The 26206-nt window shown below is 59.7% G+C and carries 46 protein-coding genes and 1 tRNA gene; 29 read left to right on the top strand and 18 right to left on the bottom strand.

The genetic code is table 11. The features are described 5' to 3' along the window. From ACNFCJ_RS21090 to ACNFCJ_RS21015, 16 genes are all read right to left on the bottom strand, one after another. The coding region (locus ACNFCJ_RS21090) for a hypothetical protein (protein WP_416773461.1) at positions 1 to 506 on the bottom strand (506 nt) is incomplete at its 3' end. After that, positions 503 to 703: a hypothetical protein gene (locus ACNFCJ_RS21085; RefSeq protein ID WP_416773460.1), complete on the bottom strand. Its 201-nt coding sequence runs from the start codon at positions 701 to 703 to the stop codon at positions 503 to 505. The genes ACNFCJ_RS21085 and ACNFCJ_RS21090, both read right to left, overlap by 4 nt. A 171-nt stretch (positions 704 to 874) precedes the next feature. After that, positions 875 to 1630, bottom strand: coding sequence for a DNA cytosine methyltransferase (locus ACNFCJ_RS21080; protein ID WP_416773458.1), 756 nt, complete (start codon positions 1628 to 1630; stop codon positions 875 to 877). 96 nt (positions 1631 to 1726) lie between these two features. Continuing rightward, positions 1727 to 1906, bottom strand: coding sequence for a hypothetical protein (locus ACNFCJ_RS21075; RefSeq protein WP_416773456.1), 180 nt, complete (start codon positions 1904 to 1906; stop codon positions 1727 to 1729). A gap of 8 nt (positions 1907 to 1914) precedes the next feature. Beyond that, complete coding sequence (locus ACNFCJ_RS21070) at positions 1915 to 2355, bottom strand: single-stranded DNA-binding protein (protein ID WP_416773454.1); 441 nt, start codon at positions 2353 to 2355, stop codon at positions 1915 to 1917. Further along, positions 2355 to 2924 carry a 3'-5' exonuclease gene (locus ACNFCJ_RS21065; RefSeq protein WP_416773453.1) on the bottom strand — a complete coding sequence of 190 codons (570 nt, stop codon included), beginning with the start codon at positions 2922 to 2924 and terminating at the stop codon, positions 2355 to 2357. The genes ACNFCJ_RS21070 and ACNFCJ_RS21065 overlap by 1 nt, the downstream gene beginning before the upstream one ends. Further along, positions 2921 to 4624, bottom strand: coding sequence for a YqaJ viral recombinase family protein (locus tag ACNFCJ_RS21060; protein WP_416773451.1), 1704 nt, complete (start codon positions 4622 to 4624; stop codon positions 2921 to 2923). The genes ACNFCJ_RS21065 and ACNFCJ_RS21060 overlap by 4 nt, the downstream gene beginning before the upstream one ends. Next, a complete protein-coding gene (locus ACNFCJ_RS21055; protein WP_416773449.1) occupies positions 4621 to 5370 on the bottom strand; it encodes a hypothetical protein in 750 nt (249 codons plus the stop codon). Before ACNFCJ_RS21055 ends, ACNFCJ_RS21060 begins: the two co-directional genes overlap by 4 nt. A gap of 163 nt (positions 5371 to 5533) precedes the next feature. Further along, positions 5534 to 5710 (bottom strand): hypothetical protein, encoded by a 177-nt coding sequence (locus tag ACNFCJ_RS21050; protein ID WP_416773448.1) that lies wholly within the window; start codon positions 5708 to 5710, stop codon positions 5534 to 5536. 115 nt (positions 5711 to 5825) lie between these two features. Further along, positions 5826 to 6095, bottom strand: coding sequence for a hypothetical protein (locus ACNFCJ_RS21045; protein ID WP_416773447.1), 270 nt, complete (start codon positions 6093 to 6095; stop codon positions 5826 to 5828). Beyond that, complete coding sequence (locus ACNFCJ_RS21040) at positions 6092 to 6319, bottom strand: hypothetical protein (protein WP_416773446.1); 228 nt, start codon at positions 6317 to 6319, stop codon at positions 6092 to 6094. Before ACNFCJ_RS21040 ends, ACNFCJ_RS21045 begins: the two co-directional genes overlap by 4 nt. Further along, entirely contained in the window at positions 6312 to 6533 is a 222-nt protein-coding gene (locus ACNFCJ_RS21035) for a hypothetical protein (RefSeq protein WP_416773444.1), read from the bottom strand. Before ACNFCJ_RS21035 ends, ACNFCJ_RS21040 begins: the two co-directional genes overlap by 8 nt. Next, positions 6530 to 6844: a hypothetical protein gene (locus ACNFCJ_RS21030; protein ID WP_416773443.1), complete on the bottom strand. Its 315-nt coding sequence runs from the start codon at positions 6842 to 6844 to the stop codon at positions 6530 to 6532. Before ACNFCJ_RS21030 ends, ACNFCJ_RS21035 begins: the two co-directional genes overlap by 4 nt. Next, positions 6837 to 7220: a hypothetical protein gene (locus ACNFCJ_RS21025; RefSeq protein ID WP_416773441.1), complete on the bottom strand. Its 384-nt coding sequence runs from the start codon at positions 7218 to 7220 to the stop codon at positions 6837 to 6839. Before ACNFCJ_RS21025 ends, ACNFCJ_RS21030 begins: the two co-directional genes overlap by 8 nt. Further along, the gene (locus ACNFCJ_RS21020) at positions 7217 to 7501 is read right to left on the bottom strand and encodes a hypothetical protein (RefSeq protein WP_416773440.1); all 285 of its coding nucleotides are present in this window, start codon (positions 7499 to 7501) and stop codon (positions 7217 to 7219) included. The genes ACNFCJ_RS21025 and ACNFCJ_RS21020 overlap by 4 nt, the downstream gene beginning before the upstream one ends. A gap of 335 nt (positions 7502 to 7836) precedes the next feature. Beyond that, on the bottom strand, positions 7837 to 8043 hold the full coding sequence (locus ACNFCJ_RS21015; protein WP_416773438.1) for a hypothetical protein: 207 nt from the start codon (positions 8041 to 8043) through the stop codon (positions 7837 to 7839). Between the two features lie 373 nt (positions 8044 to 8416). On the opposite strand from ACNFCJ_RS21015, the gene ACNFCJ_RS21010 reads away from it, so the two are divergent. The 3 genes from ACNFCJ_RS21010 to ACNFCJ_RS21000 all read left to right on the top strand — a co-directional run bounded on the left by ACNFCJ_RS21010 (position 8417) and on the right by ACNFCJ_RS21000 (position 9699). Next, on the top strand, positions 8417 to 8746 hold the full coding sequence (locus ACNFCJ_RS21010) for a DUF1654 domain-containing protein (RefSeq protein WP_416773436.1): 330 nt from the start codon (positions 8417 to 8419) through the stop codon (positions 8744 to 8746). Between the two features lie 66 nt (positions 8747 to 8812). Beyond that, positions 8813 to 9538: a zeta toxin family protein gene (locus tag ACNFCJ_RS21005; protein WP_416773462.1), complete on the top strand. Its 726-nt coding sequence runs from the start codon at positions 8813 to 8815 to the stop codon at positions 9536 to 9538. Further along, entirely contained in the window at positions 9535 to 9699 is a 165-nt protein-coding gene (locus tag ACNFCJ_RS21000) for a hypothetical protein (RefSeq protein ID WP_416773434.1), read from the top strand. The genes ACNFCJ_RS21005 and ACNFCJ_RS21000 overlap by 4 nt, the downstream gene beginning before the upstream one ends. Positions 9700 to 9788: 89 nt before the next feature. Here ACNFCJ_RS21000 and ACNFCJ_RS20995 read toward each other — a convergent pair whose 3' ends face one another. Then, positions 9789 to 10649: a S24 family peptidase gene (locus tag ACNFCJ_RS20995; protein ID WP_416773433.1), complete on the bottom strand. Its 861-nt coding sequence runs from the start codon at positions 10647 to 10649 to the stop codon at positions 9789 to 9791. 98 nt (positions 10650 to 10747) lie between these two features. On the opposite strand from ACNFCJ_RS20995, the gene ACNFCJ_RS20990 reads away from it, so the two are divergent. Further along, complete coding sequence (locus ACNFCJ_RS20990; RefSeq protein ID WP_416773431.1) at positions 10748 to 10969, top strand: transcriptional regulator; 222 nt, start codon at positions 10748 to 10750, stop codon at positions 10967 to 10969. Here the strand turns inward: ACNFCJ_RS20990 and ACNFCJ_RS20985 are convergent. After that, a complete protein-coding gene (locus ACNFCJ_RS20985) occupies positions 10914 to 11165 on the bottom strand; it encodes a hypothetical protein (RefSeq protein WP_416773464.1) in 252 nt (83 codons plus the stop codon). The genes ACNFCJ_RS20990 and ACNFCJ_RS20985 overlap by 56 nt on opposite strands. 85 nt (positions 11166 to 11250) lie before the next feature. Between ACNFCJ_RS20985 and ACNFCJ_RS20980 the strand changes: the two genes are divergently transcribed. From ACNFCJ_RS20980 to ACNFCJ_RS20860, 25 genes are all read left to right on the top strand, one after another. Beyond that, entirely contained in the window at positions 11251 to 11676 is a 426-nt protein-coding gene (locus ACNFCJ_RS20980) for a phage regulatory CII family protein (RefSeq protein WP_416773430.1), read from the top strand. A gap of 193 nt (positions 11677 to 11869) precedes the next feature. Next, positions 11870 to 12454, top strand: a complete 585-nt coding sequence (locus tag ACNFCJ_RS20975) for a GIY-YIG nuclease family protein (RefSeq protein ID WP_416773428.1) — start codon at positions 11870 to 11872, stop codon at positions 12452 to 12454. Further along, entirely contained in the window at positions 12451 to 13167 is a 717-nt protein-coding gene (locus tag ACNFCJ_RS20970; protein ID WP_416773427.1) for a helix-turn-helix domain-containing protein, read from the top strand. Before ACNFCJ_RS20975 ends, ACNFCJ_RS20970 begins: the two co-directional genes overlap by 4 nt. Next, positions 13157 to 14560 (top strand): DnaB-like helicase C-terminal domain-containing protein, encoded by a 1404-nt coding sequence (locus ACNFCJ_RS20965; protein WP_416773425.1) that lies wholly within the window; start codon positions 13157 to 13159, stop codon positions 14558 to 14560. Before ACNFCJ_RS20970 ends, ACNFCJ_RS20965 begins: the two co-directional genes overlap by 11 nt. Next, the gene (locus ACNFCJ_RS20960; RefSeq protein WP_416773423.1) at positions 14557 to 14679 is read left to right on the top strand and encodes a hypothetical protein; all 123 of its coding nucleotides are present in this window, start codon (positions 14557 to 14559) and stop codon (positions 14677 to 14679) included. The genes ACNFCJ_RS20965 and ACNFCJ_RS20960 overlap by 4 nt, the downstream gene beginning before the upstream one ends. Beyond that, positions 14679 to 14954 carry a hypothetical protein gene (locus tag ACNFCJ_RS20955; RefSeq protein ID WP_416773422.1) on the top strand — a complete coding sequence of 92 codons (276 nt, stop codon included), beginning with the start codon at positions 14679 to 14681 and terminating at the stop codon, positions 14952 to 14954. Before ACNFCJ_RS20960 ends, ACNFCJ_RS20955 begins: the two co-directional genes overlap by 1 nt. After that, entirely contained in the window at positions 14947 to 15087 is a 141-nt protein-coding gene (locus ACNFCJ_RS20950) for a hypothetical protein (protein ID WP_416773420.1), read from the top strand. Before ACNFCJ_RS20955 ends, ACNFCJ_RS20950 begins: the two co-directional genes overlap by 8 nt. After that, positions 15080 to 15526: a hypothetical protein gene (locus ACNFCJ_RS20945; protein ID WP_416773418.1), complete on the top strand. Its 447-nt coding sequence runs from the start codon at positions 15080 to 15082 to the stop codon at positions 15524 to 15526. The genes ACNFCJ_RS20950 and ACNFCJ_RS20945 overlap by 8 nt, the downstream gene beginning before the upstream one ends. After that, positions 15519 to 15770 carry a hypothetical protein gene (locus ACNFCJ_RS20940; protein WP_416773417.1) on the top strand — a complete coding sequence of 84 codons (252 nt, stop codon included), beginning with the start codon at positions 15519 to 15521 and terminating at the stop codon, positions 15768 to 15770. The genes ACNFCJ_RS20945 and ACNFCJ_RS20940 overlap by 8 nt, the downstream gene beginning before the upstream one ends. Positions 15771 to 15868: 98 nt before the next feature. Next, the gene (locus tag ACNFCJ_RS20935; RefSeq protein ID WP_416773415.1) at positions 15869 to 16285 is read left to right on the top strand and encodes a recombination protein NinB; all 417 of its coding nucleotides are present in this window, start codon (positions 15869 to 15871) and stop codon (positions 16283 to 16285) included. After that, positions 16282 to 16476: a hypothetical protein gene (locus ACNFCJ_RS20930; RefSeq protein WP_416773414.1), complete on the top strand. Its 195-nt coding sequence runs from the start codon at positions 16282 to 16284 to the stop codon at positions 16474 to 16476. The genes ACNFCJ_RS20935 and ACNFCJ_RS20930 overlap by 4 nt, the downstream gene beginning before the upstream one ends. A gap of 256 nt (positions 16477 to 16732) precedes the next feature. Next, positions 16733 to 17341 (top strand): recombination protein NinG, encoded by a 609-nt coding sequence (locus ACNFCJ_RS20925; RefSeq protein WP_416773412.1) that lies wholly within the window; start codon positions 16733 to 16735, stop codon positions 17339 to 17341. After that, positions 17338 to 17550, top strand: coding sequence for a hypothetical protein (locus tag ACNFCJ_RS20920; RefSeq protein WP_416773410.1), 213 nt, complete (start codon positions 17338 to 17340; stop codon positions 17548 to 17550). Before ACNFCJ_RS20925 ends, ACNFCJ_RS20920 begins: the two co-directional genes overlap by 4 nt. Beyond that, entirely contained in the window at positions 17547 to 17771 is a 225-nt protein-coding gene (locus tag ACNFCJ_RS20915) for a DUF3310 domain-containing protein (protein WP_416773408.1), read from the top strand. The genes ACNFCJ_RS20920 and ACNFCJ_RS20915 overlap by 4 nt, the downstream gene beginning before the upstream one ends. Further along, positions 17771 to 19315: a hypothetical protein gene (locus tag ACNFCJ_RS20910; protein ID WP_416773407.1), complete on the top strand. Its 1545-nt coding sequence runs from the start codon at positions 17771 to 17773 to the stop codon at positions 19313 to 19315. Before ACNFCJ_RS20915 ends, ACNFCJ_RS20910 begins: the two co-directional genes overlap by 1 nt. Further along, positions 19312 to 19887 (top strand): hypothetical protein, encoded by a 576-nt coding sequence (locus ACNFCJ_RS20905; RefSeq protein ID WP_416773406.1) that lies wholly within the window; start codon positions 19312 to 19314, stop codon positions 19885 to 19887. Before ACNFCJ_RS20910 ends, ACNFCJ_RS20905 begins: the two co-directional genes overlap by 4 nt. A gap of 129 nt (positions 19888 to 20016) precedes the next feature. Continuing rightward, positions 20017 to 20232: a hypothetical protein gene (locus tag ACNFCJ_RS20900; RefSeq protein ID WP_416773404.1), complete on the top strand. Its 216-nt coding sequence runs from the start codon at positions 20017 to 20019 to the stop codon at positions 20230 to 20232. A 246-nt stretch (positions 20233 to 20478) separates the two neighbouring features. After that, a tRNA-Asn gene (locus tag ACNFCJ_RS20895) sits at positions 20479 to 20554 on the top strand. Positions 20555 to 20591: 37 nt separating this feature from the next. Then, positions 20592 to 20912 (top strand): phage holin, lambda family, encoded by a 321-nt coding sequence (locus ACNFCJ_RS20890; protein WP_416773402.1) that lies wholly within the window; start codon positions 20592 to 20594, stop codon positions 20910 to 20912. A gap of 116 nt (positions 20913 to 21028) precedes the next feature. Further along, positions 21029 to 21196 (top strand): hypothetical protein, encoded by a 168-nt coding sequence (locus ACNFCJ_RS20885; RefSeq protein ID WP_416773400.1) that lies wholly within the window; start codon positions 21029 to 21031, stop codon positions 21194 to 21196. Between the two features lie 2 nt (positions 21197 to 21198). Beyond that, on the top strand, positions 21199 to 21624 hold the full coding sequence (locus ACNFCJ_RS20880; protein ID WP_416773399.1) for an HNH endonuclease: 426 nt from the start codon (positions 21199 to 21201) through the stop codon (positions 21622 to 21624). A 499-nt stretch (positions 21625 to 22123) separates the two neighbouring features. After that, positions 22124 to 23887: a terminase large subunit gene (locus tag ACNFCJ_RS20875; protein ID WP_416773397.1), complete on the top strand. Its 1764-nt coding sequence runs from the start codon at positions 22124 to 22126 to the stop codon at positions 23885 to 23887. After that, positions 23884 to 24045 (top strand): hypothetical protein, encoded by a 162-nt coding sequence (locus ACNFCJ_RS20870; RefSeq protein WP_416773395.1) that lies wholly within the window; start codon positions 23884 to 23886, stop codon positions 24043 to 24045. The genes ACNFCJ_RS20875 and ACNFCJ_RS20870 overlap by 4 nt, the downstream gene beginning before the upstream one ends. Further along, on the top strand, positions 24038 to 25342 hold the full coding sequence (locus ACNFCJ_RS20865) for a phage portal protein (protein WP_416773394.1): 1305 nt from the start codon (positions 24038 to 24040) through the stop codon (positions 25340 to 25342). Before ACNFCJ_RS20870 ends, ACNFCJ_RS20865 begins: the two co-directional genes overlap by 8 nt. A gap of 3 nt (positions 25343 to 25345) precedes the next feature. Further along, entirely contained in the window at positions 25346 to 26200 is an 855-nt protein-coding gene (locus tag ACNFCJ_RS20860; protein ID WP_416773392.1) for a head maturation protease, ClpP-related, read from the top strand. The last annotated feature ends 6 nt before the right edge of the window (positions 26201 to 26206 follow it).

Raw genomic sequence — 26206 nt, 5'->3', positions numbered from 1 at the left:
TCCAACATCACGCGCCGCTCGGCGGTGGTGTACATGGGATTATCGGCATCCTGCCACGCAACCGCCTCCACCTCTTCCACAGCCGATCCAGCAGCCGGCAGGGAGGGGGCTGTAGTTCCGAAATTGCGCTTGTCCGCCAGCGCTTCGCAGGTTTCAGTCTTGCGGCAATACTTGCAGTTCCACGAATCTTCGTTGGTGCATTGAGCTGGCTCAGCCTTGACGGTTGGGGCGGCGGCGAGCATGGCGTGCCACAGTGCTTGTTTGGTCTCGATAGCCTGAACAGCAGCCTCTATCATCTCTGGCGTTGCTATAAGCGGAACCAGCACATAACCATCCGGCACACCAACCGGCAGGCTGGCGCGGGCTTGCCAAGCGTCCCACATCCTTCGAGTTGGAAGGTGCTCGTAAAATTCAGGGTGAAATTTATTACGATCAATTGAGGCCGACTCTTTTGCCCACACCTCAAACGCCGCCCGCTCCGCATCCATCTTCTTCTGCTCGCTCATGTCGTACTCCAGATATTCGGGTTGTTCCAGTCCGCCCAGGTGACGTGTTTCTCTCGGCGCTCCATGTCTTCCAGCTCGACGCCTACGCCCTCGATCAGCATCACGATTCGATACCGGTGATTCGTCGGTACGTGCAGCGCAACCGCGCACTGCGCATTGATGCGGCGCACAGCAGCGCTCTCGGTCATGCCGTTCATGCGTTCAGCTCCATATCTCGCTCATTCTAGCCAGCCAACCACCAGTAGCGGTACACGGGCTCCAGCAGACCGGGAGGGCATTTCGCTTGGCCAGCCTCACGCGCTGCGCGGCCGGCGTAGTAACAGGTCGGGTACATTGGGAAACTCCAGGCGGCGGGCGCCGCTGGTTAGCTAGAGGGTGTCGAGGAAGGCTGCGATGAACTGCGTCGCCGCTTCAGCGTTGAGGGCGTTTCCGATGGCATGCAGTCCACCCATTCGGAGGGAATAGCCATGGTCCACGCTGCGAACCAAGGGCTGAGGCCAACGATTACCGGGCTGCAGCGGAGAGTCGGTGATAGCGCGCAGATCCTCTTGGCCACGCCATCGCCCCGGTCCAGCCTGGCCAGTATCGAAGCCTGGCTGCAGTCCTTGTGCTCCCTTGCCGAGATGCTGGGCAGCAAAGTACACCCGCTCTCTCCTGATCGGCTCGCCGCATGAGGCAGCTGCAAAATGCACCGCCCCAAAGGCGTAATCCGTTGCTTCAAGGTTGTCTTGGACGAGATCAAACCAGCCGTACTTAAGCGCGTCAGGAGATTGTTCGCCAAGGATTCTTGCAGGGCGGCGCTCTCGGATGAGGTGGAACCATGCGGGCCAAAGGTGCCTTGGATCAGAAAGCCCTTCTCCTTTGCCTGCCTTGGAGTAAGGCTGACACGGGCAAGACCCGGTCCATCCAGGAAAGTCATCTGGCCATCCGGCCCTACGCATAGCGAGAGACCAGATTCCGATGCCGGCAAAGAAGTGGCATTGGGTGTAAGGCTTGAGGTCATCGGGGTGCACATCCTCAATTGATCGTTCGTCGACATCGCCCGGTGCGATGTGCCCCCCGGCGATCAGGTTGCGCAGCCACTGGGCGGCGTATGGGTCGATTTCGTTGTAGTAGGCGGCCACGGTTGCTCCTTGCGTAGCAGCGCGGTTATCTGGATGGCGGTTTGCACCTATGGCACCCACACGGCACGGGCGCCCAGGATGTGCGGCAGTAGATGGTCATTGCGCGATCCCGGTAGCCGCCATCTCTACGGCTCGGGCGTGTTCGCGTTCGAGGTTGTCCAGGGTCTTGTAGGCTCGGCGCTTGGTCGCCTCGTCCATCGTCGGGATGAGCTTTTCCAGGTCGCGAATGGCTGCAGTCAGGTGGCGCTGGTGTTCGTAGAGTTCGATGGGGGACATGGCGCACCTCAGAACGGCAAATCGTCATCAAAGCTGTCAGGTGCTTCCTGCTGCTGTTGCGGCGACTGGCGCTGCTGTTGGCGCGGTGCTCCCTGGCCGTCTGCCGGCTTTCCGCCCAGCAGCTGCATTGTGCCGCGCATGTCCACGATGATTTCCGTGGTGTAGCGCTTGATGCCGTCCTTCTCCCAGTCGCGGGTCTGCAGCTTGCCTTCGATATACACCTGGGAACCCTTGCGCAGGTACTCGCCAGCAATCTCGGCCACCTTCCCGAACAGCGCGACGCGGTGCCATTCGGTTTTTTCGACTTTCTGGCCGGTTTGCTTGTCCGTCCATTGCTCGCTGGTGGCCAGGCTCAGATTGGTAATTGCGGTACCGCCCGGCGTGTATCGCGTCTCCGGGTCTTGGCCACAGGTGCCAACCAGAATGACCTTGTTTACTCCGCGCGCCATCAGAGGCCACCCAGCAGCTGCTTGCTGTGCAGCGCAAAGTAAATACGGGCGCAGGCGATGGCATCAGGCATGGCCCGGTGCGCCTCGGTCAGATCCTCGCCAGTGAAGTGCCTGTAGGCTTCGGCCAGGGTTGGCAGCTTGCCCAGGCCGACCGCCTCCCGCGATTTCGAGCAGGTGCAAAACTTCTCGGTGCCATCCTTGAAGGCGTCGGCCGCCTCCTTGCTCATGTAGCGTGACATGGCGATGCGGATGATACGGTCATCGAAAGTGGCGTTATGGGCGGCCCGGATGCGGGCCTTGCCGCTCAGAGCCAGGAAGGCTTCAAGTGCATCAGCCTCTGGCACGCCCTCGTCCATTGCCTGCTCATGGCTGATGCCATGGATGGCAGTCATTTCTGGCGTTATTTCCCAGCCGCCTGGCTGGATGATGGCCTGATGACGCTCCAAGACGTTGCCCTGGTCGTCACACAGCAGCGCGGCGATTTCGACCATGTGAGGCTGGTGGTCAGCCTCGCTTGGGGCCTTCCAGTCAGGAAGGCCGGTGGTTTCGGTGTCGAATACGATAATCATGCGGCCTCCTGCTGGCAGCTCTTGGCGTTGGTGATGTGGCGCACCAGGGCGTCACAGATACGGGGGAAGTCGGTGGCCCGGTACAAGATTGCCGAGCGCTCACGGCCGACCGGATCGAAGCCGATGGCGGCGAGGAAGTCGGCGCTGACCGAGAAGCCGAGACGGGCGTTAATGTCGCCGAGCTTGATGCGCTGGCCGTCATCGACCGTCTGGTCGATGGACTTGGCTACCTGCACCAGTTCTGCTGCCAGTTCGACGGCCTGAGTATGCAGCGGGGTCGGCGCCGCTGAGGCAGCCTGGGCAGTCACGGTTTCGGTCGGCTCCGGCGAAGTCGTGGCGGCATAACGCGCCGCTTCATCTGCCTCGCGCTGCAGCTTTGCCTGCTCTTCAAGGCGGATCTGCTCGCGCTGAGCCTCCAGCTTCTTGGCCTGCTCAGCCTCATGCTCGCTGATGCGCGACTTGATCACCGCAATCAGGTCGTCATTGGCCTTGAGCACCAGCTGCTGGCGGTCACCAAACAGGAAGCGGTGGTTATCAGCCAGCTCGCGCAGCGTGGCCAGGTTGACCTCGATGACCTCGGCGATGGCGTTTGCCTCGATCTTGGCGCGTGCCAGTTCGGTGGCAATGGCATCGCGCATGTTGTCCAGCTTGCTTTTTCCCTTCATCACGCCGGCAAAGTCGGCGGCAATGGGAGGCAACTGCACGCTACCCAGGCGCTTGTTGATCGTGGCGATATGCTCAGCCAGTGCGGTTTCGCCGGCCTGCTTTATCTCGGTCTTGATCGACAGCTCCTGAGCCTTGACCAGTTTGTCCACCTTGAGGCGGGTTTCGCGGGCGTTGGCACTAATGCGATCCAGCGAGCGGAACAGCTCGTCGATGCTTTGCGTCTGGCTCAGGGCTTGCTTCTTGGCGGCGGCCACAGCTGCCTCCACGTCACCGCACCACTTCACAGCCTTCTTGGCGTCGGCAAAGTCCTGGTCGGTGGTCAGGTTGGTTTTCACCGCACCGATCACCGCCAGGGCTGATTCCTCGAAGGCCTTCAGGTTGCTGCCGGTTACCATGCCGGTCAGCTCAATGCGCAGTGCCGGCAGTTCGTCAGGCGCCTTTCCGATGACCATGGGCGCGCTTTCGGCCGGCACAAACTCGGCCAGGTCTTGCTCGAATTGCTTCCAGCCCGCCAGCAGTTGCTCGGCCCGGCCAGGCACCGGCCGGTACTCCATGCTGACGAAGTTGTCCCGAGTGCCATCGGAGCACACGAAGATTGCCTTCTCCGCGCCGCTGACCAGCAGTTGCTGCTCCAGCTGCCAGTAATAGTGCGGCTCCAAGTCGCCAGCGCGCACCTGGGCGGCCAGCGACTCGTTCCACAGCTTATGCTCGAAGATGGTGTCGCCAAGCATGGTGGCGCCATCCAGCGAGGCCAGAAGATTGCCCTCGGTGCAGACAATCGGGTACAGCTCTTCGCCGATCTGCTCTTCAGCGATTGGCCGCGCACCGGCCTCGGCGGCATGGCCTTTGTCGAAGATGAACTGTTGCGAACCGGTGACCTCCGGGGCGATGCCGGATTTCTTCGCAGCCAGCAGCTCGGTGCGGGTCTGGTACTTCGAGGCGCCCATCATTGCCGGCGCCTCGGATGCAGTGAAGTGGCCAGCGCGCAGGCTGTGCCATTCGCTTGAGCCCTGGGTTACGTTGTGAATTTTCATGCTTGCTCACCTTCAATAGGGGCCATGGCCTCGATCTGCTCGATCTGCTCGGCGCTGATGACGTACTTGCTGCGGATGTTGGCGATGATGTGGCCGGGCGATGTGCGCCCTGCGTCCATGGCCGCCTGCCACTTGGGCATGTTCTCGGCCAGCTGCTCGTCGGTGTAGGCGGGCAGGGCTTGCGGCTCGGCCTGGGCGCGCGGCTGACTGGGCGTCACGTCACGCTCGCCCATATCCATAACCTCTTCGGCAATCGGCATGCCGCGCAGCACGTCAGGGAAAACGTCGCGCAGGGCGAAGGCGCGGGCGCGCATCTGCAGCATGCGCTTTGGGTACTGCGTCCATGGGCCTGCCTTGCCAGACAAGCCGGCCGCCTTGGCGTCAGCCATGGAGAAGCTGCGCGACTGCTCTGGCTCGCCACGGCGCTTGACGCGGCAAGTGGCCGTGTCGCCGTCGATGCTCTCGATGATCGACTCGCACAGTGGCGAGCCGCGCACCAGGGCAATCACTGCGTCACCCCACAGCGAAGGACGCCCGTTAATGACTGCGATGTTTTGCATGGCCTGCATGGGCTGCAGGCCAAGCTCCATGCCCCACTGGATAGCAACCAGGATGTTGCCCGGATTGCCGTTAAAGTCTTTCGGCACAATGCTGGACTTGGCCAGCACGTCTGCGAACTTGAGAGCTTCATCCAGCGACTTAGGCGCCAGGCTGAACGAAGGTGCGTTGATGGTAAGGTCAGTCATGACTCTCTCCTGCCGCGCCTGGCGCAGCATGGTTGGGGTAATAGGTGGCTGGTTTAGCCGGCGATTCGATCAACAGCGCCCAATGCGCCGATGAGTACAGTGAAGAAGCAGATAAAGCTGAATACGCTGCCGTAGATGGCGTGGCGGCGTAGGCGGCGGGGACTCATATCCATATCGCCAGCAATAGGCCGATAGGGATTGCCGGCAAGGAAACCATGGCCAGTAGCACCATTAGCCCACCAAAGCGTCTGTTCTCTGGCGGCTTTCTCGCAATGCTGAACATCCAAATGGAGAAGAGGAAAACCACCAGCCCGGAAAAGGCAATCTTGAGTCCGATCATCAGCTCACCACCTCGGCCAAAGCCGACGCAAATACATAGATAGACCCCAGGAAGCAGGCCACAAAAAAGCCCGCTTTGATCATCTCGGCGGGCTTCGGTAGGCGGATGGTTATGGTCATGGTTTGGGCTCGGTCATGGCTTGATCAATCGTCTGATCCCACATCGACTGGAAAACGTGGTTCTCAAGTTCGACTATGAAGCCGTCATCACATCGTGATTTCAGATATTGATACCGCTTAGCATCAGCCTCGGCAGCGCGCATGCGGGCGATAAGGCCTGAAACAGCACTACTCTTAACCTTCAGCATTGACCCGCCAAACGACAGGAAGCGCTCCAGCTCCGCCAACTGCTCATCACTGATCGATTGCACCAATGGCGTGGTCATGCAGTCATCCTCCCAATCTCCTGCGCATCGCGCAGTCTCTGCCGCTGTTTGTTGGCGCAGTGGCGGGCAAGGCTCAGGAGTGAGTCGCGCACGCCCTCGCAATACTGCCGCTGATGGTGGCCGTCGTTGATGTAGCTGATAACTGCGCCGAGTTCGATCATCGGCGCAGAGCTGATGCCAAGCTTGCGTATTGCCGCACGGGCTTCGCGTTCGTGTTCAGTCATTGCGGGCCTCCAGCATGGCGTCAGCCACTGCGTATGCTTGAGTTGCGAGCATATCTAGGGTGCCCGCGCTGCTAGGATGGCGATCATCTGGGCCAAAACTTGAAAGCCAAGCCTGCATCGCCTTCGCCGCGAAGTAATCGCGCAACGATGCACCTTGGTAGCGGGTGGCAATGTCGCACGGAAAAGCCGGCCCGCCAGTTTTCTTGTCAGTCATGATTGGCTCCTTGCCTTGGAGAGGGCTTTCTCTGCGTAGTCAAGGCAGAGCCACATAGATGATTTCGCCATGTCGCGGTCATCATCTAGGTAGGCCTCTAGACGCATCTTGATCTTTCCTAGCACGTCCAGCAGCTCGGCATTGAGCGTGGCAAGGGATGACTCGGCGGCAACAAGCTGCTCAACGCGCTTTATCTCTGCGTTAGTCCAGCGTATCCCGTGGTCGCCTTCGTCGTTGTCTGGGAAAGTGCGTCGCTGAAGATCGCTCAGATAGCGACACAGAACGCCGTGCAGTTCCATGGAGTTACTCATGATCATCCTCCAAGCTATCCGCATAAACCTGAGCCAGTTGGCGCACCAGCTCTTCAGCCATGGCGAGCACTTCGTCTTTGGTGATCAGCAGGCGCAGTGCCGCGTTTGCCTTGTCGATATCGCCGGCCAGCACGTTGCGCAGAACCTGGCCTAGGGCGCCGTCGTAGTCGTGGCCTTCGTTGTATTTGTCCGTCACGTGGGTGGCGATCTTGTCTTCAAGCTGCGACACCTGATCGACAACGCGAGTGCTGTCGATGTACAGCGTGTCTTCGATCAGGTCATCGACTGCGCCAGTCAGCCAGTTCTGGCCATCGGTGGTTTCCAAGAAATGGTCAGGCTGGAGGTGGAACATGGGTTGGCGTAGAGCTGCGCTCATGAGGCACCTCGGGCTTTGCTTAGGGCTGCCTTCACCTTCTTTTCAACGACAGCCATATTCATGTTGGCGCCAGACAAAGCGGCATCCGCCAGTTCCAGCGCCTCCAGCATCAGCTTCGACGCAGCCAGCAAATGCGCGTCGGCCATGTCGTATTGGCCGCCGCCTGCTGTGCGCTCAATCACCGCAACGCCGGGCTCAATGAAGATGTAGTACTCCGACTTCTCGCCGGTAGCGTCCAGCTCGCTTACGTGCCAGTCACCTGGCGTATGAATCGCGGACATGATCAATCCTCGCTATGTGTGCGTGGAGAGGGGGAAGGGCTCTGCATTCGGCTGGCAACGAGGCGCAGCCACTCGGATGCAGGCGTAAAAAAGCCCCGTGGTTAGCGGGGCAATACCGTGGTAGCAAGCGATGCCCGAGGGCATCGGGGTGTGATCTGGCGAGGATTCGAACCTCAAAGACTTACGCTGATCAGGCCGGCGCCAGCCCTCACAGCCGCACTCCACCCAGAGCCCACCCTGATCCGCCGAGGGGAACTCCAGATCACACCCCGATAGCCTCGCAGCTATGGCCTCCCGTTTGCCGGGCTACCGGCGCCCCGCGAGAGGGCGGGGTGTTAGGCAAACATGCGCACCGTGATACAGCCGTTGCTGGCTCGCATCACGCCCCAGCGCTTGAGCAAAACGGCAGGGCCGAACTTCTTGCTGGCTGCGCGCTTCACCTGGTCGGCTACCGACTTGAGGCTTTCGCCTTCGTCTGCAATGGCCAGCCACTGGAGCTTCTTGCCGTCACTCAGGTGTGCGTCGATGTTGAACTGAGCCATCGTCATTCCTCCCGTTTGATTCCAGAGCACCCTGTCTCCAAGGTGCTCCAGCAATTCTTCGGTCTTGCTCGCCGCCCGCAGCTACTGGCGTGTTGGGCGGCGCTCTTCTTGTCAAAGAACTCTCTCTGTCTTCCAGAGCCGGTCGATCCCTCATCGGGGCCGGGGGAACATTTCGCTGAACCCGTGCTATCTGGCGTCTTCACCAGAGCTGTGTGGCTTTCGCCGTGCCAGTTGTTGCTGGCTTGGGTTCAAAGATAAGCCAATGCCTAATGCCTGTAAATAGCTAATGCCTAATTTATTTTGCAAGGATTGCCCATTGCCTAATCTAGATGGAGGAAAATACTGTACGAACATACAGATAAAGGAGTGGCACATGGCCAGGCACAAGAAGAATCAGCACCAGCCAAAGCAGGAGCTCACGGGCACCGAGCGACTAGGCCTGCGCGTGGCAGAGATGATCGGATCGCCAAAAGCGCAACTGGAGAGAAGGGCGGTGATTCACCGGCTGGACACCGATACCGACGAAGCGTGGGACGCGATTCTGGAGCTGCTGCAGGAGACCGATGGGTTGAAGCTGGAGCACCATGAGGACGGCACGGTGACGGTCAGCTGGGATGCGGCTACGGATGAGCGGATCGAGGATGAGGAGGGGGATTTGATGCGGGTGGAGGTGAACGAGGCGGTGACCGTTGCTCCGTTCTGAGGCTGGTAGAATGCTTCCTTAGCCTGAGCGATTTGCTTGGTGGTGCGGGGGATATAAAACGTGGAAATGTCTGCCGATGAACAAAGAATTCAGCAGAGGGCCATAGAGTTTGCGCGCGCGAACAAGAAGGCCATTGCTCGACGTATCGCCTGTAAAGAGAAGTACCCTCCTGAAGAAGCGCCTGTGTCGGTTTTCATGGCCGGATCTCCTGGGGCAGGGAAGACGGAGGCGTCTATCGAGTTGATCAACCTGTTCAACGATACACCGCCACTACGGATTGATCCGGACGAACTCCGGCACGAATTCGAGGACTATGATGGCGGTAATGCATGGCTGTTCCAGGCCGCAGTATCGATCTTGGTAGAGAAAATTATTGATCTGGCGCTGCAGAACAGGCAGTCGTTCATCCTCGACGGAACGCTTGCCAACCTAGACAAGGCTATCGCGAACACGGAGCGGTCCTTGAAAAGGGATCGTTTCGTCCAAATACTCTATGTGTACCAAGATCCGATGCTGGCTTGGGCGTTCGTACAAGCCCGGGAGGCGGCGGAGGGCAGGCGAATTCTGGTAGAGCACTTCGTCGAGCAGTATTTCGCAGCGCGTGACGTAGTGAACGCCCTTAAGCTAAAGTACGGTAAAGATGTGCACGTCGATCTACTATTGAAGCACGTAGACAATTCCAATCGCCTGTACAAGGCAGGGGTAGACAAAATCGACTATCACATACCAGAGCGCTACACGAGGGCCGATCTGCCGGCCAAGCTGGGTTGTCCACCTGGAGGAAGCTTATGATCAAACTGTTTGCAACGCGGAAGACCACCAAAAGCCCTTTCTCGGAGTTTATTCGCAACGCGAAATCCGATGAAAAGAAGCGCGTTTATAACTCGGTCATCACTGCTGCCACCAAGCGCCAGCAAGATGTGATGAATGCGTCAGTCGCCCTCAAGGGGTAAGCCGACGACAAAGAAAAAGCCCCGTATTACGGGGCTTTTTTGTTCAAGTGCAAACGATTGCACTGCCTCTCAAGCTTCGATTTCCCCAATCAAACCCGCTTCGCATTCCAGACCAGCAGTACTCGGGCCTGGATGTAGGTATCTTCGATGCTGATCTTCTGCGGCGGATAATCCGGGTTGGCTGATAGCATGTTGAAGTGATCGGCATCGAGCATCTGCAGGGTCTTGATGTAGAAGAGGCCCTGCCATATGAAGGCGTAGATACCGTCGCCGGTGAACTCGCGGACGCTTGCGTCGACGATCAGCGGGTCCTTGTCCTGGATTGTCGGCGCCATGGATTGGCCAGAACCGGTGATCAGCTTCAGGTGGGCGGGGTCTTTGTAGGTTATGCCCAGGTCGCGTAGGTGCTGCTGGCTCACGGTCACGTCGCGGAACATCTCGGGGAAGTCGTGCACCAGCTTCCCGTTACCCATAGCGCCCTGGACGTCGTAGTGGGCTATCCGAATCTCATCACCGACCAGCGGTCGGCGCGAGAAGTCCGCAACTATTACGTTGCCGCTCGTTCCGTTCGCAGGCTCATGCTCGCCTTGTGCTGCAGCCTCAATGATCTTCTGCCGGCTCTCGATCGAAAGGCTCTTGCCGTGTTTGTCCAGCATCTTCAGTACGGCATCTAGCGCTGTCGCGGCCTGGCTGGCGCTATCTTGAGGGGAGGACGCTACTTTAAGCAGGTCTGCATCATCAGGCGTTAAGCCCCAGTGCTCGGGGCCAACAACGTCCGAGAAGTAGCGAATCACCTCGAGCAACTTCGACTTTTCGATGCGACCGGTAGCAACCCATCCATTCACTGAGGGTGCAGAAATCCCGAACACCTTGGCCAAGGCGTTCTTCGGGATGTTCTTTTTGATGCGGGCTGCCTCAATGGCGGCACCGAGTTCTGATCCTGTAAGCATTGCCTAATATGGCCTTGGTTGATGCCGATTAGGCAATGGCTTGTCTATGATTAGCTAATGCCTTATATTGCTCTCACGAACAACCGGAGAGCGATGAAATGACGCCCACCGAAGCAATGGAAGAGGCCGTAAAAATCGTCGGCGGCCAATCATCCCTGGCCAGCAGGCTTGGCGTCCGAGCACCGACTGTTAACCAGTGGTGCTCTGGGTCTCGCCCTGTTCCTGCCGAGCGCGCACTGCAAATCGAAGAGCTCACCGCCGGAGCTATCCGGCGCGATGTTCTGTGCCCGTCGTTCCCCTGGAAGCAGGCTGCCGCTTAATCGCCAGCGAAGTGGCCACCTGATCAAACCCGTCCTGGCGAGCACCACGCTGGCACGGACGGACAAGCAACACGGCGGATTCCAGCTTGGCCCGGAAACGCAACTGAGATTGAAGAGGCTGCACCTCCATGAGGGCAGCGATGTGGCAGCGAAGGGCAAGCAGTTCGCCCTGGAGAGTTTCGATGGTCGGTTGCATGGGTTTTCACCTGTCGGCTGATCGAGTGATGACAGGTTGCCAACGCCAAGTCGATGGCGCCACGTAACAAAATGAGAGGTGTTACATGCAGGAACTCATGCGCGCCATCTACGACGTGGTTGACGAGCACGGCGCATCGAAGATTGCTCAGGGCGCCTCTTTCTCGTCGCGCACCTTGCTCTCGCAGAAAGCCAACCCGGATTACGACAGCCACAAGATGAATGTGGAGGAGCTGCACCGGATCATGGCTTTCACTCACGACTTTCGCCCGCTGATCGCCTGGGCTGACCTGTTCGGTTTCGATCTGACCGCGCGCGAGCGTCCGCAGGCCCGCGAGTTGACTGGGGCACTTGTGCACATGCACGCGGAAGTGGCTGATGTGACGCATGTGGTGTCCGAAGCCCTGAATAGCGCTCACGTCAACCAGCTGCAGCGCAAAGCTGCTGAGCGCGAAATCACCGAGGCCATTGCTTCCCTGCAGACGCTGCTTGAAAGCGTGAAGGCGGCCTGAGATGACCCGCCAGCGCCTGACTCCAGTCGACTACGCCGCCATGGCTGTGGCCGCAGATGAGCTGGCGCGTAGCAGCACGAATCCAGAAAGAGCCAGAAACAACAAAGCCCTGAGCGAGCGCTACAGGGCTTTGTCTTTGCGCCCAGCTGCAACTGAGCGCGCTTTCAATAACGCGACAGAGGAATCCTAACCCATGAACTACGGGTTTATCTACTGCCTGGGCAATGAAGCTATGCCCAGTATCTTCAAGATCGGGATGACGGAGCGGGCTCCATCGCAGCGAGTAATGGAGCTCTCCGGTTCAACCAGCGCCCCATTGCCATTTGATCTTCTGTGTTTCGGCGAGGTTGAAGACCCTCGCTCAACTGAAGCAAGCATCCATGCTCATTTCGCTAATCGCCGGGTTAACGCGAGCAGAGAGTTCTTCCGTGGTTGCTATTCGGACTTCGCAGAGATTATTGAGGAGTACGTGTCGACCTTTGCTCAGACCGCCGAGGGCGCAATTCAAGGCCACAAAGACTCGCTCTTCACCAAATACATTCACGCTGAAGGCGCGCAAGAACGCGCAATCGCCTTGATCGAAGCTGCAGCCTTCGAGGGTAAAAAGCTGTGGACGGACGGGAAGATCATTCATTCCACAGGCCCTATTTGCCGATATAGCTGGATCGGTTGCGCCATCTATTCGCTGCGCGAAGAGTTGCTGAATCGACTCCCCACCAGAAAACCGGAAAGCAATGTGGCACGTCTCCTTCGCGATATGGAAGGAGAAAAGGCATGAGCACCGTAATCATGTCCGCTTGCTGGCCCCTGCAAGGCATGAGCGCCGCTCAGAAGGCTGTTCTGATAAGCCTGGCAGACAACGCCAATGACGAGGGTGTTTGCTGGCCTTCCGTGGCCCGTATCTCTGAGCGAACCTGTCTTTCTGAGCGCGCTGTTCGCAACGCCATTCGCTGGCTGGAAGAAGTCGGCATTCTGTCCAGTACTCAGCGCTATGGGCGGTCCACTTATTACACCGTTACCCCGGCATCTTATGCCCCCGGCACCATGTGCCCCCCGGCACCAGATGCCGCCCCACCCCGGCACCACGTGCCGCCCACCCCGGCACCACGTGCCCCCAGAACCGTAATAGAACCGTCTTTTGAACCAGATTCGTCCCCGCAGGCTGCGGAGACGCAATCTGCGCCGGCAGGAATCCAGTACGAAAAAATCCGCGAACTGTACAACCAGATTCTCGGTGGACACCTGACACGCTGCATGGGTCTGACCGACAAGCACCGCAAGGGCATCAAGGCCTGCCACAACCTGAAGCTCGATGGGACATTCCCTGTTCGCGACGGTGGCCTGGAGTTCTGGGAAGGCCTGTTTAACGACGTTCTGGACTGCCCGTTCCTGCTCGGTACCGGCAAGCGCGCATGGCGAGCTGATTTTGAGTTCTTGACAACGGCGACCAAGCTGCAGCGCTTCATGGAGGGCAAATACGATGAACGCTGATCGCCCCCTGATCGCCATGGAAGCTGAGCAAGGCGTGCTCGGCGCCCTGATGAAGCAGCCTGACCTGTGCGAAACCGTTGGCGCGTTCCTGGCGCATAGCGACTTCAGCCACGAGGACAACGCCGCGCTGTACAACATGATCCTCGCCTGCCACTCCAAGAAGATCCAGCCGGACCCGCTCTCGCTGGCCGAGATTCGCGCAGAACTGCCGAGCGGTGACTTGACGCTGGTCTACGCCGGAGAGCTTTGGAGCAACGTGCCAAGCGCTGCCAACGGCGTGCACTACGCTCGCATTGTGGTCGAGCGCTCTAAGGCCCGCGCCCTGTACGAAACCGGACAAAGGCTGATGGAGATCGCCCAGGAGCGCGGCCGCATTCCTGAGCAGATCGCCCAAGCGCAAAGCCTGGTATTCGATCTGGTGGCCCAGGAAGAGCGCCCGGATGTCGTGACGCTGCGCGAAGCCATGCAGCCTGTCTTCGATGAGATGGAAATGCGCTGGACCGGCCAGAAAGCGGTAGGGCTTGAGTTCAACCTTCCAGACCTTGACGGCATCGTGAAGGGGTTGCGCCCGGGGAACTTGGCAATCATTGCCGGTCGTCCTGGTACCGGCAAGACCGTCCTCGGTGTCGGCCTGGCCGACGAGATTGCCGTACGCAAGTCTGGCGCCGCTCTGATCTTCTCGCTGGAAATGTCACAGGCCGAACTGGCCAAGCGCTCCCTGGCCGCGCTGTCTTCGGTATCCCAAGGCCTTATCGAGTCTGGCAAGGCGCTGGATGACGGAGAGGCCATCGTTCGCATGACTGCTGCAGTCGCCAAGGCCGCAGATGCTGATGTCCGTATCTGCGACAAGGGCGCACTGACCTTCAGCCGCATCTGTTCGATTGCCCGCTTCCAGCACCGCGCCAATCCGCTGGACGTGATTGTTATCGACTACCTGGGGCTGATCGCCCCCGAGCCGAACAGCAAGCACCAGAACCGCAACCAAGAGCTTGGCGCGATCAGCCGTGGTCTCAAGGCGCTGGCCAAGGAACTCGGCATTCCGATCATCGCCCTGGCCCAGCTGAACCGCAGCATCGAAACACGCGCCGATGCCAAGCCGAAAATGAGCGACCTGCGCGACTCAGGAGAGATCGAGCAAGACGCCGACGTGATCATCATGGCTCACCGGGACATGAACAGTCCGCAAGGCCAGAACGGAATTACTGAGCTTGACGTCGTGAAGTGCCGCCACGCCAAGCCAGGCTTTTGCCTCCTGCAGTTCCAGGGCGAATACGCACGCTTTGTCAGCTGCGCCCAGCAGCGTGAGGAAGAGCAGGTTCAGACGGCCAGTAAAGGCCGCCCATCTGCGCGCTCCATGGTCGCCGACTTCAAGCCGAGAGGTGCCCAGCAATGAAACGCAACTGGACCGTTTACGCCGCTGGCTGCCGTTTCAGCATGGGCGGCGAGTGGATGACCTATGACGAGGCCCTGGCCGTTGTCCGGTCGATCTGGCCTGAAGGGAGGATCGCCTGATGTTCGATCAACTCCTGCCAGGCGACAGCGCCTTGATAATCCACGCGATTGGCTCGCCCGAGCTTATTGGCCAGTGCTGCGAAGTGCTGGACGTGGTGATCGACAACCGTCGCGAGCACTACTACGCCGGTCGCGGATTTACGGGCATGGCTGACATGAGCCTGAGCGCCTTCATCGATGTGAACGGCCGCATCGAGTTCTTCGACTGCAAGCGGCTGATGAAACTGTGGGGCGAACTGGCCCCGGCAGCGCGCAGGGAGGTGGCTCATGCGTAAGTACCACGCCCTGCGGGCGCATATCGACAAGATGCTGGCAGAGGGCTGGAGCATTACCGGGCGCGATCCTGTGCGCCTGGAGCGCGGCCGGGTGGTCAAGGTGGTGCGCGGGAGGGCGTTGATCAATGGGTAATCAAAACGATATGGACGAGCTCCTGGCGCTCAGGGCCGAGCGCGACGCTGCTTTGGCTGAGCTTGAGGCGATCAAGGAAGTCGCCAGCCGTGCCGAATACTGGAAACAGCGAGCCAAGAGCGCAGAGGGCCACCTTTTCGCCAATGATGTCCGCGCCGCTGCAAGGGCGCTGCACGCTAACACCACGCAGAACGAAATCCCATTTGATGAGTTGAGCGAAGCTGATCGGCATCGCCGCTACCGTGGAGCGTGGACTGTTATCGCGTCGATTAATGCCGAGCGTGCTCGCCGGCTACCCCACGACAGTCGCGATGAATATGTCTGGTGCGGTTGCGGTGACGGCTATCCGGTGAACAGCTACGGCGCCGGCTTCATGGCTGCCAACAGCGGCGTATGCGAGAACTGCGCCGCCATGTCGCAGGAGGCCAGCCATGACTAACCCGAACTGCTCAATCTGCAAGGGCGAAGGCGTGTTCTATGAACACAGCACGGTTGAAACGTGCTGGTGCAGCCTACCGAGCCAAATCAAAGCAGAGCGCGACGTTCTGGCTGAGCTTGAGGCGTACAAGAGACAGCTGCAGGCGCTGATCCACATCTCGGATGCGACTGGCTGGGAGCGCCATACCTGCGGAGAGATCGCGAAGGCCAGGGCGCTGCTTGCGAAGGAGGCCCCCAATGCCTGACCTCTACGACTACGCCTTCCGCGCCCTGTGCTGGATATGGGCTATCGGTGCGTGTGGGTATCTGGAGTTCTGCGTAAGGGTTATGCGGGGTGAGTGCAATGGCTAACCCATCCTTCCCCCTGCGCAACGAGCAAGACCGCGCCCGCGCCATCCAGATCCTGCAGCGCATCGACCTGCAGGCCGGCAAGACCTGGTGCATCAAGGATGAAGTACGCACCGACGCTCAGAACCGCCGCATGTGGGCCATGTTGCGGGACATCAGCCGCCAGGTTGAGTGGTACGGCCAGAAGCTGGACGAGACCGACTGGAAGCACGTCTTCAGCGCATCGGTCGAGCAGCAGCGCGCTGTTCCGGGCCTCAATGGGGGCTTCGTAGTCCTCGGAATCTCCACCCGCAAGCAGAGCAAGCGGTGGTTCAACGACATGTTCCTGGTCATGGAGGCTTTCGCTGCTGAGCGCGGCGTGAAGTTCACCACGGCTGACTACTGGGGAATTGAGCGGGAGAACGCAGCATGAACCACCAACGCCTAGAAGGCCGCATGCACGCTATCGACTGCATCAAGGCCGTACTCGGAGCGCCGCGCGCGATGTTCGACGAGCGCGGCCCGCTGGCCACCGTACTCGACAACCTGGAAGCGACCGCCAAGCAGCAGCCGGCGCAGTACGCGCAAGGCGTTCTGGATGTTTGCAGGGAGGTGAGGGCGTGAGCGTCGTAAGGATTGCTGTCATCGGTAGCGGTTCTGGCCTGCTCGTCGCCGCCCTGAGAGCTCTGGAAGCATGCGATAGCAAAGCGTCTGATGGGGTTCGTGAGTTCAGGCGCCTAGTCGTACCGGAGCCTTTGCTGCTGGAGCAAACGCCTTTCTTGCCATCCATTGCGTCAGACGATGTTTTTCATGGCGGCGGACGCAGTAAGGGTGAGAAGAAACGGGCTGCTAAAGCTCGTCGTCAGCGGGGTGGCTACTGATGAAAGGCCGCACAGTCAGCGCCGACAAGCCAGCACGCCTCAAGGCATGCGCTAACCCGTCCTGCGCGGAGAAGTTCACACCTCAGCGCCTGGGGCAGAAGGTGTGCAGTCCGACCTGTGCAATCGCCGTAGCGCCGAGCAACCAAGAACGGGCACGCAAGGCCATAGCCCAGCGCGAGCGGAAAGAGATCAGGGAGCGCAAGGCCAGGCTCAAGAGTCGCGGCGACTACCTGCGCGAGGCTCAGCAGGCGTTCAACGAGTTCATCCGCTGGCGTGACCGTGTTGCCGGGCATCCGTGCATCTCCAGTGGCCGTCCCCTGGACTGGGCTGGCAATGCCGTGGACGCCGGGCACTACCGCAGCGTTGGCTCGGCTCCCCATCTGCGCTTTGACGAGCGCAACTGCCACGCACAGAGCAAGCAGGACAACCGCTATCTGTCCGGAAACGCCGTGGACTACCGCATTGGCCTGATTAACCGCATCGGCCTTGACGCTGTTGAGGCCCTGGAAAGGGACCAAGAGCCGCGCCGGTACACCATCGACGACCTGAAGGCTATCGCCGCCCACTACCGCGCCAAGGTGCGTGAACTCAAGAGGACTGCCGCATGAACAGCAAAGTGACCAGCCTCACTGACCGCCATGGGTTCCCGCCGAAGCTCAGCGCTGCCGGCGACCACCTGTGCGAAGAGGTGTGGGCGTCTATTGAGAAAGCATCTGAGGCAGGAGTACCCACGGCAATGATCGTGGGCTTCCTCGAAATGGCCAAGCACGAACTGCTGCTTGAGCTGGCCGGTTTCAATGATGGAGAGCAGGCATGAGTGCACTAGATACCCAAATCGGCGGCGGCCATTACAAGGGAATGAAGATCCAGCCTATGGAATACAGCATGGCGAACGGCCTGGATGCCTGTCAGCACACCGCTATCAAGTACATCTCTCGGTTTCGCCAGAAGGGCGGGATTCAGGATCTCGAAAAGGCAAAGCACTGCATCGACATGCTCATCGAGTTTGAGACCAAGGCGGCACAGGAGAGAGCCTGATGGCAGCGCGCAAGGCGACAGACGAAGAGATCATCCAGGCGCTGCAGGGGCGAACGGTAGTCGAGGCCGCTGCGTTCTTGGGCATGCATGAGCGGAACCTGTACACCCGCAAGGCACGGCTCGAGGCCTCCGGCGTGCAGTTCGGTAAGTCACTGCCTGAGGTAGAGGCCAGCGCGCAAACCTACGTCATCACCGCCGCCGTGAATGCCACGAAAGCGCACGGTCCATTCCTGCGCACACTGGAAAGGTACTGTGCAGCCCGTGGTGCTCAGCTGATCGTCATCCCGATGCGTTACCGGAACCCGACTAGGCGCGAAGAGGCGGGCGATGACGAATGGTGGGATGACCGACTGGCGCCATACCTGACGCACAGCCGCACGAAGATCGCCAAGAACCTGGTGGTTCTGGCCGACATCAAGGTGCAACCAACTGCGATCAACCCGCTGCAGGGCTGGCTGACAGTGAGCGGTACCGCATCTGCGATCCTTGGGCACACGAAGATCGCCTTGCGGTCGGTGGCCACCAAGGTAGGCGACCCGGCCAAGCTGGTGCTGACCACCGGCGCATGCACGCTCGAGCAATATAGCGACACCAATGCCGGCAAGAAGGGCGAGTTCCACCACACCTTGGGAGCGGTTGTGGTCGAGGTGGAAGGTACCGCCAACCACATCCGCCACATCTGCCCGATGAAGGACGGCAGCTTTATCGACCTGGCCAGCAAGTATTCCACCAAGGGAATAGAACCGGCGCCGCGGGCTGACATTCTGGTGATGGGTGACGTGCACGCCGAGATGGCAGACCCGCGTGTCCACGCCGCCACCAAGCAGCTTGCTGAGCTGATCAGGCCAAAGCACCTTGTGCTGCATGACGTGCTCAACTTTGGCAGCGCCTCGCACCACGCCAAGTACTTCGAGAAGTTCCGCCGTGTGGTCACCGGTACATCCAGCGTCCTCAAGGAACTGCAGGTCACCGCGGCGCACGTGGACGAGCTGGCTGGCCTGGCAGATCGCACCGTCATGGTTGGCAGCAACCACCACGATCACTTCACTCAGTGGCTGGAGAAGTCGGAGCATGCCAACGACTTGGAAAACGCTCTGGTCTACCACGAGACTAAGACCGCGATGCTCGACGCCATCCACCGCGGCGGCTACTGCGACCCGTTCCAGTACTGGATGGACAAGCTGATGAAGAACGGCGAGCGGCTGACCTGGCTGAAGCCTGGTGAGTCGTTCGCCAAGCACGGCATCGAGTATGGGTGGCACGGGCACAAGGGGCCGAACGGGGCCCGCGGCAGCACCAAGGGATTCGCCACCATAGGCGCCAAGGTGACCAAGGGTCATAGCCACGGCGCCGAGATCATCGACGGCGCGCACTCAGTCGGTACCAGTTCCAACCTGCGCATGGGTTACAACGAAGATTCGCCAAGCGCCTGGACGCACACGCACGACATCACCTATGCCAACGGCAAGCGCACCCTGGTGCACTGCATCGGTGGCCGGTTCTACCGAGAAGACCAGAAAGCAGCGAAGGGGGCAGCAGCATGATCTACACCAGTACTCTGGCCGCAATCGTGTCGGCACTGGCCGCAGAAGCCATTGACAACACCAGCAAGCAGGCCTGGCAGAAGCTTTACCGTCCCGGCTACCAAGACGGTTTTGACCTGGCTACGCTTTCTCGCTCAAGTAACCGCGAACTGTCTCGCATGGACGTTGACTGCTGGGTGCACGCCAGGCTGCACAGCCTGCTCAAGGGCCGTCACTGGGATGTGCTGGTGGCCAAGTACAGCACCCACAATGAGCGGCGCAAGGACGCGATACAGCAGCTGATCCCGATCATCGCCACCCCGGCGCCGAAGCAGTTCCTCGGCATGGCTGTGTACACCTGGGCGATACCCAAGATGAAGGGGCTCAAAGGCAAGCGCTCGAGCGATGTGCTGATGCTTGATGACTGGTTCTACGACATGAGCAACTGGGACGCAGAGGCGCGACCAGAGCAGACCAAGCGCCGCTGGAGGCAGGGCGTAAGGGCCGTGCTATACGAGATGGAAAAGGAGGCAATCGCAGCCGCTGAACAGATTTTGCAGGAGGAAGGATTGTTGCTCAGCGTAGCCGCATAAAGGTGTTGCATGCAGTGAGCGGATGAGCGATATTAATCCCATTCTGGCGCACTGCGCGCTGGAGAATACTTTCAGAAGCCCAGCCACCGCGCTGGGCTTTTTCGTTTCCGCCGTCCGGCAGGAGGCAGCATGCACAGACTCGCTCTGTTGTCCGTGCTGCTATCCGGTTGCGCTGCTCAGCCTGAGCCCTATCAGGTTGCCTTCAGCCGCCAAGCCTCAGAGCGTGTCATGCAGCGCATGGAGTACTGCGCCAAAGCAGTCGCCGATATCCCGCTGCCGCTCGACGACGAAGCCAAGAACGCCATTTACAGCGACTGCCTGATTCAGGTGGGCGCCACGATTTAGCCCGCCGACCAGCCGAATTCATCGAAAGGTTGAGCCAACTGGCGGGCTTCCTATTCGGCACTTTGATGCCTTAAATGCTCGGATACCGGCGATAGACCGGCAATCTGATGCCGATTACCCGCCAAGCCTAGAACGCTGGTCGTACCGGTAGTGCTGGCCCGATAGGGCGATGCTCAAATCGTGCGGGTGCTTATTGCTCCGCTGCTCCCCAGCAGTCTTGCCGGCTTCGGTCGGCCTTTTATTCCTTGGCATGTAGCTCAGTTGGTAGAGCACCCGGCTGTTAACCGGGCGGTCGCAGGTTCGAGACCTGCCGTGCCAGCCATTCATTAGCAATCGGCCTGTAGGCCAGGAACGGAGCCATGAAAATGGATCACGACCCCAGCCTTTGGGCGGCATTTGTCGCGTGGGTGGCATCGCACCATCCACAGCTCTACGCCTTTGGGCTGTCAGTTGCGATTGCTGTTGTGCGTGTGATCTACGGAAACGGCGGGTGGCGCCAGATGGCGCTTGAGGGCGCTCTGTGTGGCCTGGCCACGCTGACCCTTGTTCCTCTGCTCGCATACTTCGGCCTGCCTGACTCGATGGCCACCTTTGTGGGTGGTGCTGTCGGCTTCATGGGCGTCGAGAAGCTGCGCGAGTACGCCGACCGCATCATCGGCAAGAAGATCGAGAAGGTGTGACATGTCAGCCAAAGATTTTGCTGAGTGGCTCAAGCGTCACTTCGAGCGGATGTTCCCAGGCTGCTGCCATCGGGTGGGTTTGGCATGAAGCGCGAAGAATACGACGGTATCTGACCATGGCCTGGATCGTCCCCGCACTCCTGTTCATCGCTGCGGCGGTGTTCTGGCGCCTGTCGTTTCGTACTGACGAATACATCGTTGCCTGGTGCCGGTTCACCCTGGCGCTGTTCCTGCTGTGCATTGCGCTGATCTATTCATTCGCCCTGATGCTGCATGGCAGCTAATCATGCCGGTCAGACCTCCAAAGGCATGTAGCGAGCCAGGGTGCAAAAGACTGACGGCCATAGGTCGCAACAGGTGTTCGCGTCACGCTGCTGAAGCAGATCTGAAAAGGGAGAGCGCAAGAAAGCAGTCTCACGCCTCATACAATGCAAGGCGAGATGCGTCCGACTCCTTTTACAAGACTGAACGCTGGAAGAAGCTGAGCGCCTACTACCGCAAGAAGCATCCCGTGTGCGAGCACTGCGATAACGCTGCCAGCGACATCACTGACCACATCAAGCCGGTGAAAACCAATCCTGAGCTCGCGCTGGAGTGGGACAACCTACGGGCACTGTGCCGTCCATGCCACAACAGCATCGGCGAGCGTGTTGGGTTGCTTGATGCGAGCGGTTCTCATTCTGCAAAGGGGGAGGGCGGGTCGAAACCTTGAGCGATTTGACTGCCCGAACGACGGGGGGAGCCAAATTTTCGCACGGTCAAAATTAGAAAACGGTTTTTGAGGTTCGAGATGAGAGGACGGAAGCCAACAGCTCCGCACCTCAAGGTTCTGGCAGGTACTGATCGCCCGGATCGCGAAGTGCCGGACGCCCCTGAATACGATCTGGTTGAGGATTTCCCAGAGGCTCCCCAGCACTTGAACCCTGACGGGGTTGAGATGTGGAGGAACCTTGGGCGCCAGCTGGTAAGCGCTCGAGTACTTCAGGTAGTGGATCTGTATTCGCTTGAGCAGTTGTGTTTTGCCTGGCAAAGATTCCGGCAGAAGGCCAAGGCCGGCATGGAGCTTACCGCCTCGGAAGATGGCGCTCTCAAGGCGCTCTTTTCCGAATTCGGAATGACTCCAGCGAGCCGAAGAAAGGTTTCGGCTGGAGGTGATAAGCCAGCGGGGAACAAGTTCGCCGACAACGGGCGACCCAAGAAGGCATAGAGTTATGGCAAATGGTCGCGACTATGTGCAGATCGCGACCTACTATGCCAAAGGTGCGATTGCTGACAAGAAGCGCAAGAAGCACGGCAAGCTGATCCGCCAGGCTGCGCAGCGGTTCCTGGATGATTTGAAGCGGGCGAAGCGCAAAGACTGTCCTTTCATCTTCGACCCCTGGCACGCCAATGATCCGTGCGACTTTATCGAGAAGCTGCCACACGTTGAGGGGAAGTGGGACAAGCCAGAGATCGTGATGCACCCGTCACACGTCTTTTTCGTGGTGCAGCTGTTCGGTTTCAGAAAGCGTGAGGGTTCCGAGATAGATGGCTGGGGCTACTTTAGGCCGCGCCGGTTCACCTCGGCTTTGTTTGCCGTTGCGCGGAAAAACGCCAAGTCTACGCTTTCATCTGGGATTCTTTTGTACTGCGAGTGCTGCGAGCCGGAAGAGGGCGCGCAGGTAATCAGTGCTGCGACTACATTTCCGCAGGCATCCATCATCTTCAACACTGCCAAGCGCATGGTTGAGAAGACGCCAGACTTGAGAGAAGCCTTCGGTCTTGAGGTGTGGGCTAAGGCCATAAGCCGTGCAGAGGCGGGCGCCACATTCAAGCCGATTCACGCAAAAGCCTCCACTCAGGACGGCCTGAACCCGTCTCATGTTGGCCTTGACGAGATCCATGCCCACAAGACGGCAGACCTTCTAAACGTCCTGACGTCTGCCGCTGGCGCCAGGGCAAACCCGCTCTGGCTGTATACGACGACCGAGGGTTACACCAACCCCGGCCCCTGGGCCGAAATCAGAATGTTCGCCAAGAAGCTGCTGGCGGGCCTGTTCGGCAACACTGCCGACCACTTCCTGGTGGTGTTCTACGCCGTAGACGATGAGGACAAGTCGCTCGGCATAAAGGCCGACGATGAATTTGACGAGCGCTGCTGGATCAAAGCCAACCCGCTCATGGATGTAAACCCGCACCTGCTAGCGGCAATCCGTAAGGAGGCCATCGAAGCCAAGCAGATGCCGTCGAAGCTCGCCGAGTTTCGGATAAAGCGCCTCAACCGGCCTGCATCGACCGCAGACGGATGGGTTGACCTGACCAAATGGCAGGCATGCGGCGGTGAGGTTGATCTTGATTGGCTGCGAGCTTACCCGTGCTGGGGCGGCCTTGACCTGGCCAGTACTGCTGACCTCTGTTCATTCCGGCTTGTCTGGCTGGTAGATGGGACTTACTACACCCATGCGTGGCGCTGGGCGCCTGAGAGCGCTGTTGCCTACAGGACCGAGCGCGGCACGGTGCCGTACCAGTCCTGGGTCGAGTCGGGGCTGCTGAAGGTCACCGAAGGCAACGTCACTGACTACGCGGTGATCGAGGCTGACGTTAAAGCGGTATGCCAGGACTTCAACGTCCAGCTGATTGCCTATGACCGATGGAATGCAAGCGACCTTGTGAACCGGTTAGTGGCTGCTGAGCTGCCAATGGTTGAGTTTATCCAGGGGCCGCGTTCGTACCACCCGGCCATGCAGGTGTTGGAGCGGGCGTACATCTCCGGCGCATTGGCGCACGGTGGCGACCCGATTCTGACTTGGTGTGCTTCCAACTTGATCGCACGCCGCGACGACAACCTGAACATGGCGCCCGACAAGAAGCGCAGCGCAGACAAGATCGACGATATGGCCGCTCTACTGATGGCTGTCGGAATATCCAATGTCGAGTCGGATCAAGGCGACGACGAAGACTTCATGAACGCCATACGGAATCCAATAATCGCATGAACGCATTCGTCGTCTTCCTCCTGGTCGGCTTGGCCGGCTTCGCCTTGCTATGCGCTGGCGTTTGGATGCTGGCCGGTACCGGCTGGGCGCTGATCGCTGGTGCGCTCTCGCTGTTCTGCATTGCCGGATTCATCCGCCGAGGAATTACCAATGGGTAAAAGCTTGATGCAGGCGCTGGTCACGTCCGCCCAGCGCCCAGCAGCCAGCCTCGGCGACTGGATGGGTAAGTCCATCCGCCTCAGCGATGGCGGTTTCTGGGGTGCCTACTTTGGCAGTCAGTCCAGCTCTGGCAAGACGGTCACCATCGATAACGCCATGCGCCTGTCTACCGTCTGGGCCTGCGTTCGCATCATCTCGATGTCCGTTGCGGGTTTGCCGCTGAACATCTACCGCCGTAAGGCTGACGGCAGCCGCGAGACGGCGCGCGACTTCGCGCTGTACGACGTGGTGCACACCAGCCCGAACGAGGACACCACGGCCTTTCACTTCTGGCAGTCCGTGGTTGCCTCGATGCTGCTGTGGGGTAATGCCTACTGCGAGATCCATCGTTCAGCTGGCCGAGTTATCGCCCTGGACTTTCTGATGCCAGGGCGCGTCAAGCCTGAGCAGGATGATGACGGCCGCTTGCGGTACTGGTTCCACCCCAAGAAAGGCGCGCCCCGCGAGATTCGCCGCGAGAACATGCTGCACATTCCCGCCTTCACCCTGGATGGGAAGATGGGGCTCTCCGCGATTCGCTACGGTGCCGACGTGTTCGGCTCTGCGATGTCGGCAGACGACGCAGCCAACAGCACGTTCAAGAACGGCATGATGCCGACCGTCGCATTCAAGATGGATCGGGTGCTGACTCCCGATCAGCGGACGGACTTCCGCGAGTACGCCAAGACCATCAGCGGGGCTATGAACGCCGGCAAGTCGCCCGTGCTGGAATACGGCATCACCCCCGAAGCAATCGGCATTAACCCTGCCGACGCGCAACTGCTGGAGTCTCGCGGCCACAGCGTCGAAGAGATTTGCCGCTGGTTCGGCGTGCCCACCTGGATGGTCATGAAGACCGACAAGGGCAGCAACTGGGGCACTGGCCTTGAGCAACAGCAACTCGCCTTCCTGACTTACTGCATCATGAGCTACACCGCGCCGATCGAGCAGTGCGTGGAGAAGAAGCTGCTCACCGCCGTGGATCGCATCACCTACTACGCCGAGTATTCGCTGGAAGCCTTCCTGCGCGCAGACAGCGCCGGCCGGGCGGCATACCTGAGCACCATGGCGCAGAACGGCTTTCTCACCCGCAATGAAGGCCGCCTGAAAGAGAACATGCCAGCCAAACCTGGTGGCGACATCCTCACCGTGCAATCCAACCTCGTGCCGCTTGACCAACTGGGCAAGCAGAACGAAAGCCAAACCGTTCGTGCCGCCCTGATGAACTGGCTCACCGCCGAACCCGCAAAGGAATAACCCATGAAACTGAAAATCCAGTCTCGCGGCCTGCGCAGCGAGATGAGCCCGCGCGCGCTCGAGAAATGGAACCCTGCTATCCAGGCGGCGGTGGAGAACACTTCCGACACCATCACTATCTACGGCGTGATCGGTGAAGACTGGTACGGCGAAGGCGTGACCCTGAAACGTATCGACGCCGCATTGCGTGCCATTGGCGAGCGCGACGTGACCGTCTACATCAACTCGCCGGGCGGCGACATGTTCGAAGGCATCGCAATCTACAACCGTCTGCGCGAGCACAGCCACAAGGTCACTACCAAGGTGCTCGGTATGGCTGCGAGTGCTGCCTCGGTGATCTACCTCGCCGGTGAAGAGCGCCAGGTTGCAAGCAGCGCCTTCCTGATGATCCACAACTGCTGGACCTTCCTCGCCGGCAACCGCCATTACCTGCGCGACGTGGCAGGCGACATGGAAGAGTTCGATGCCGCCATGGCCGACCTCTACGCGGAAACCAGCGGCCAGCCCGTGGAAAGCATGGCCGAGATGATGGACGACGAGACCTTCATTCGCGGCAAGCGTGCAGTCGAGTTGGGCCTGGCCACCGGGCTGCTCTCCGCCGACGAGATCACCGAGCGCACCACCAGCGAATCGAGCCAGAACAACGCTCTGAAGGCCATGGATATCGCACTGGCCAAAGCGGGCTTGCCGCGCTCTCAGCGCCGCGAGCTCTTCGCCAATTTCAAGTCCGGCATGCCTAGCGCTGCCGGCGGGGCCACGCAGAACGCTGGCCCGACCGATAAGCCTCGCGCTGTCGATGAGGAGGCGATTCCATATGGATTTGCCGCCAGCATTGCTAAAAGCCTTGTTCAAATCTAGGAGACG

Origin of the sequence: Pseudomonas sp. NY15364 (assembly GCF_048068235.1) — a bacterium.
GTDB classification, from domain to species: domain Bacteria; phylum Pseudomonadota; class Gammaproteobacteria; order Pseudomonadales; family Pseudomonadaceae; genus Aquipseudomonas; species Aquipseudomonas mendocina_D.
This window is presented reverse-complemented; position numbering and strand designations above follow the sequence as displayed.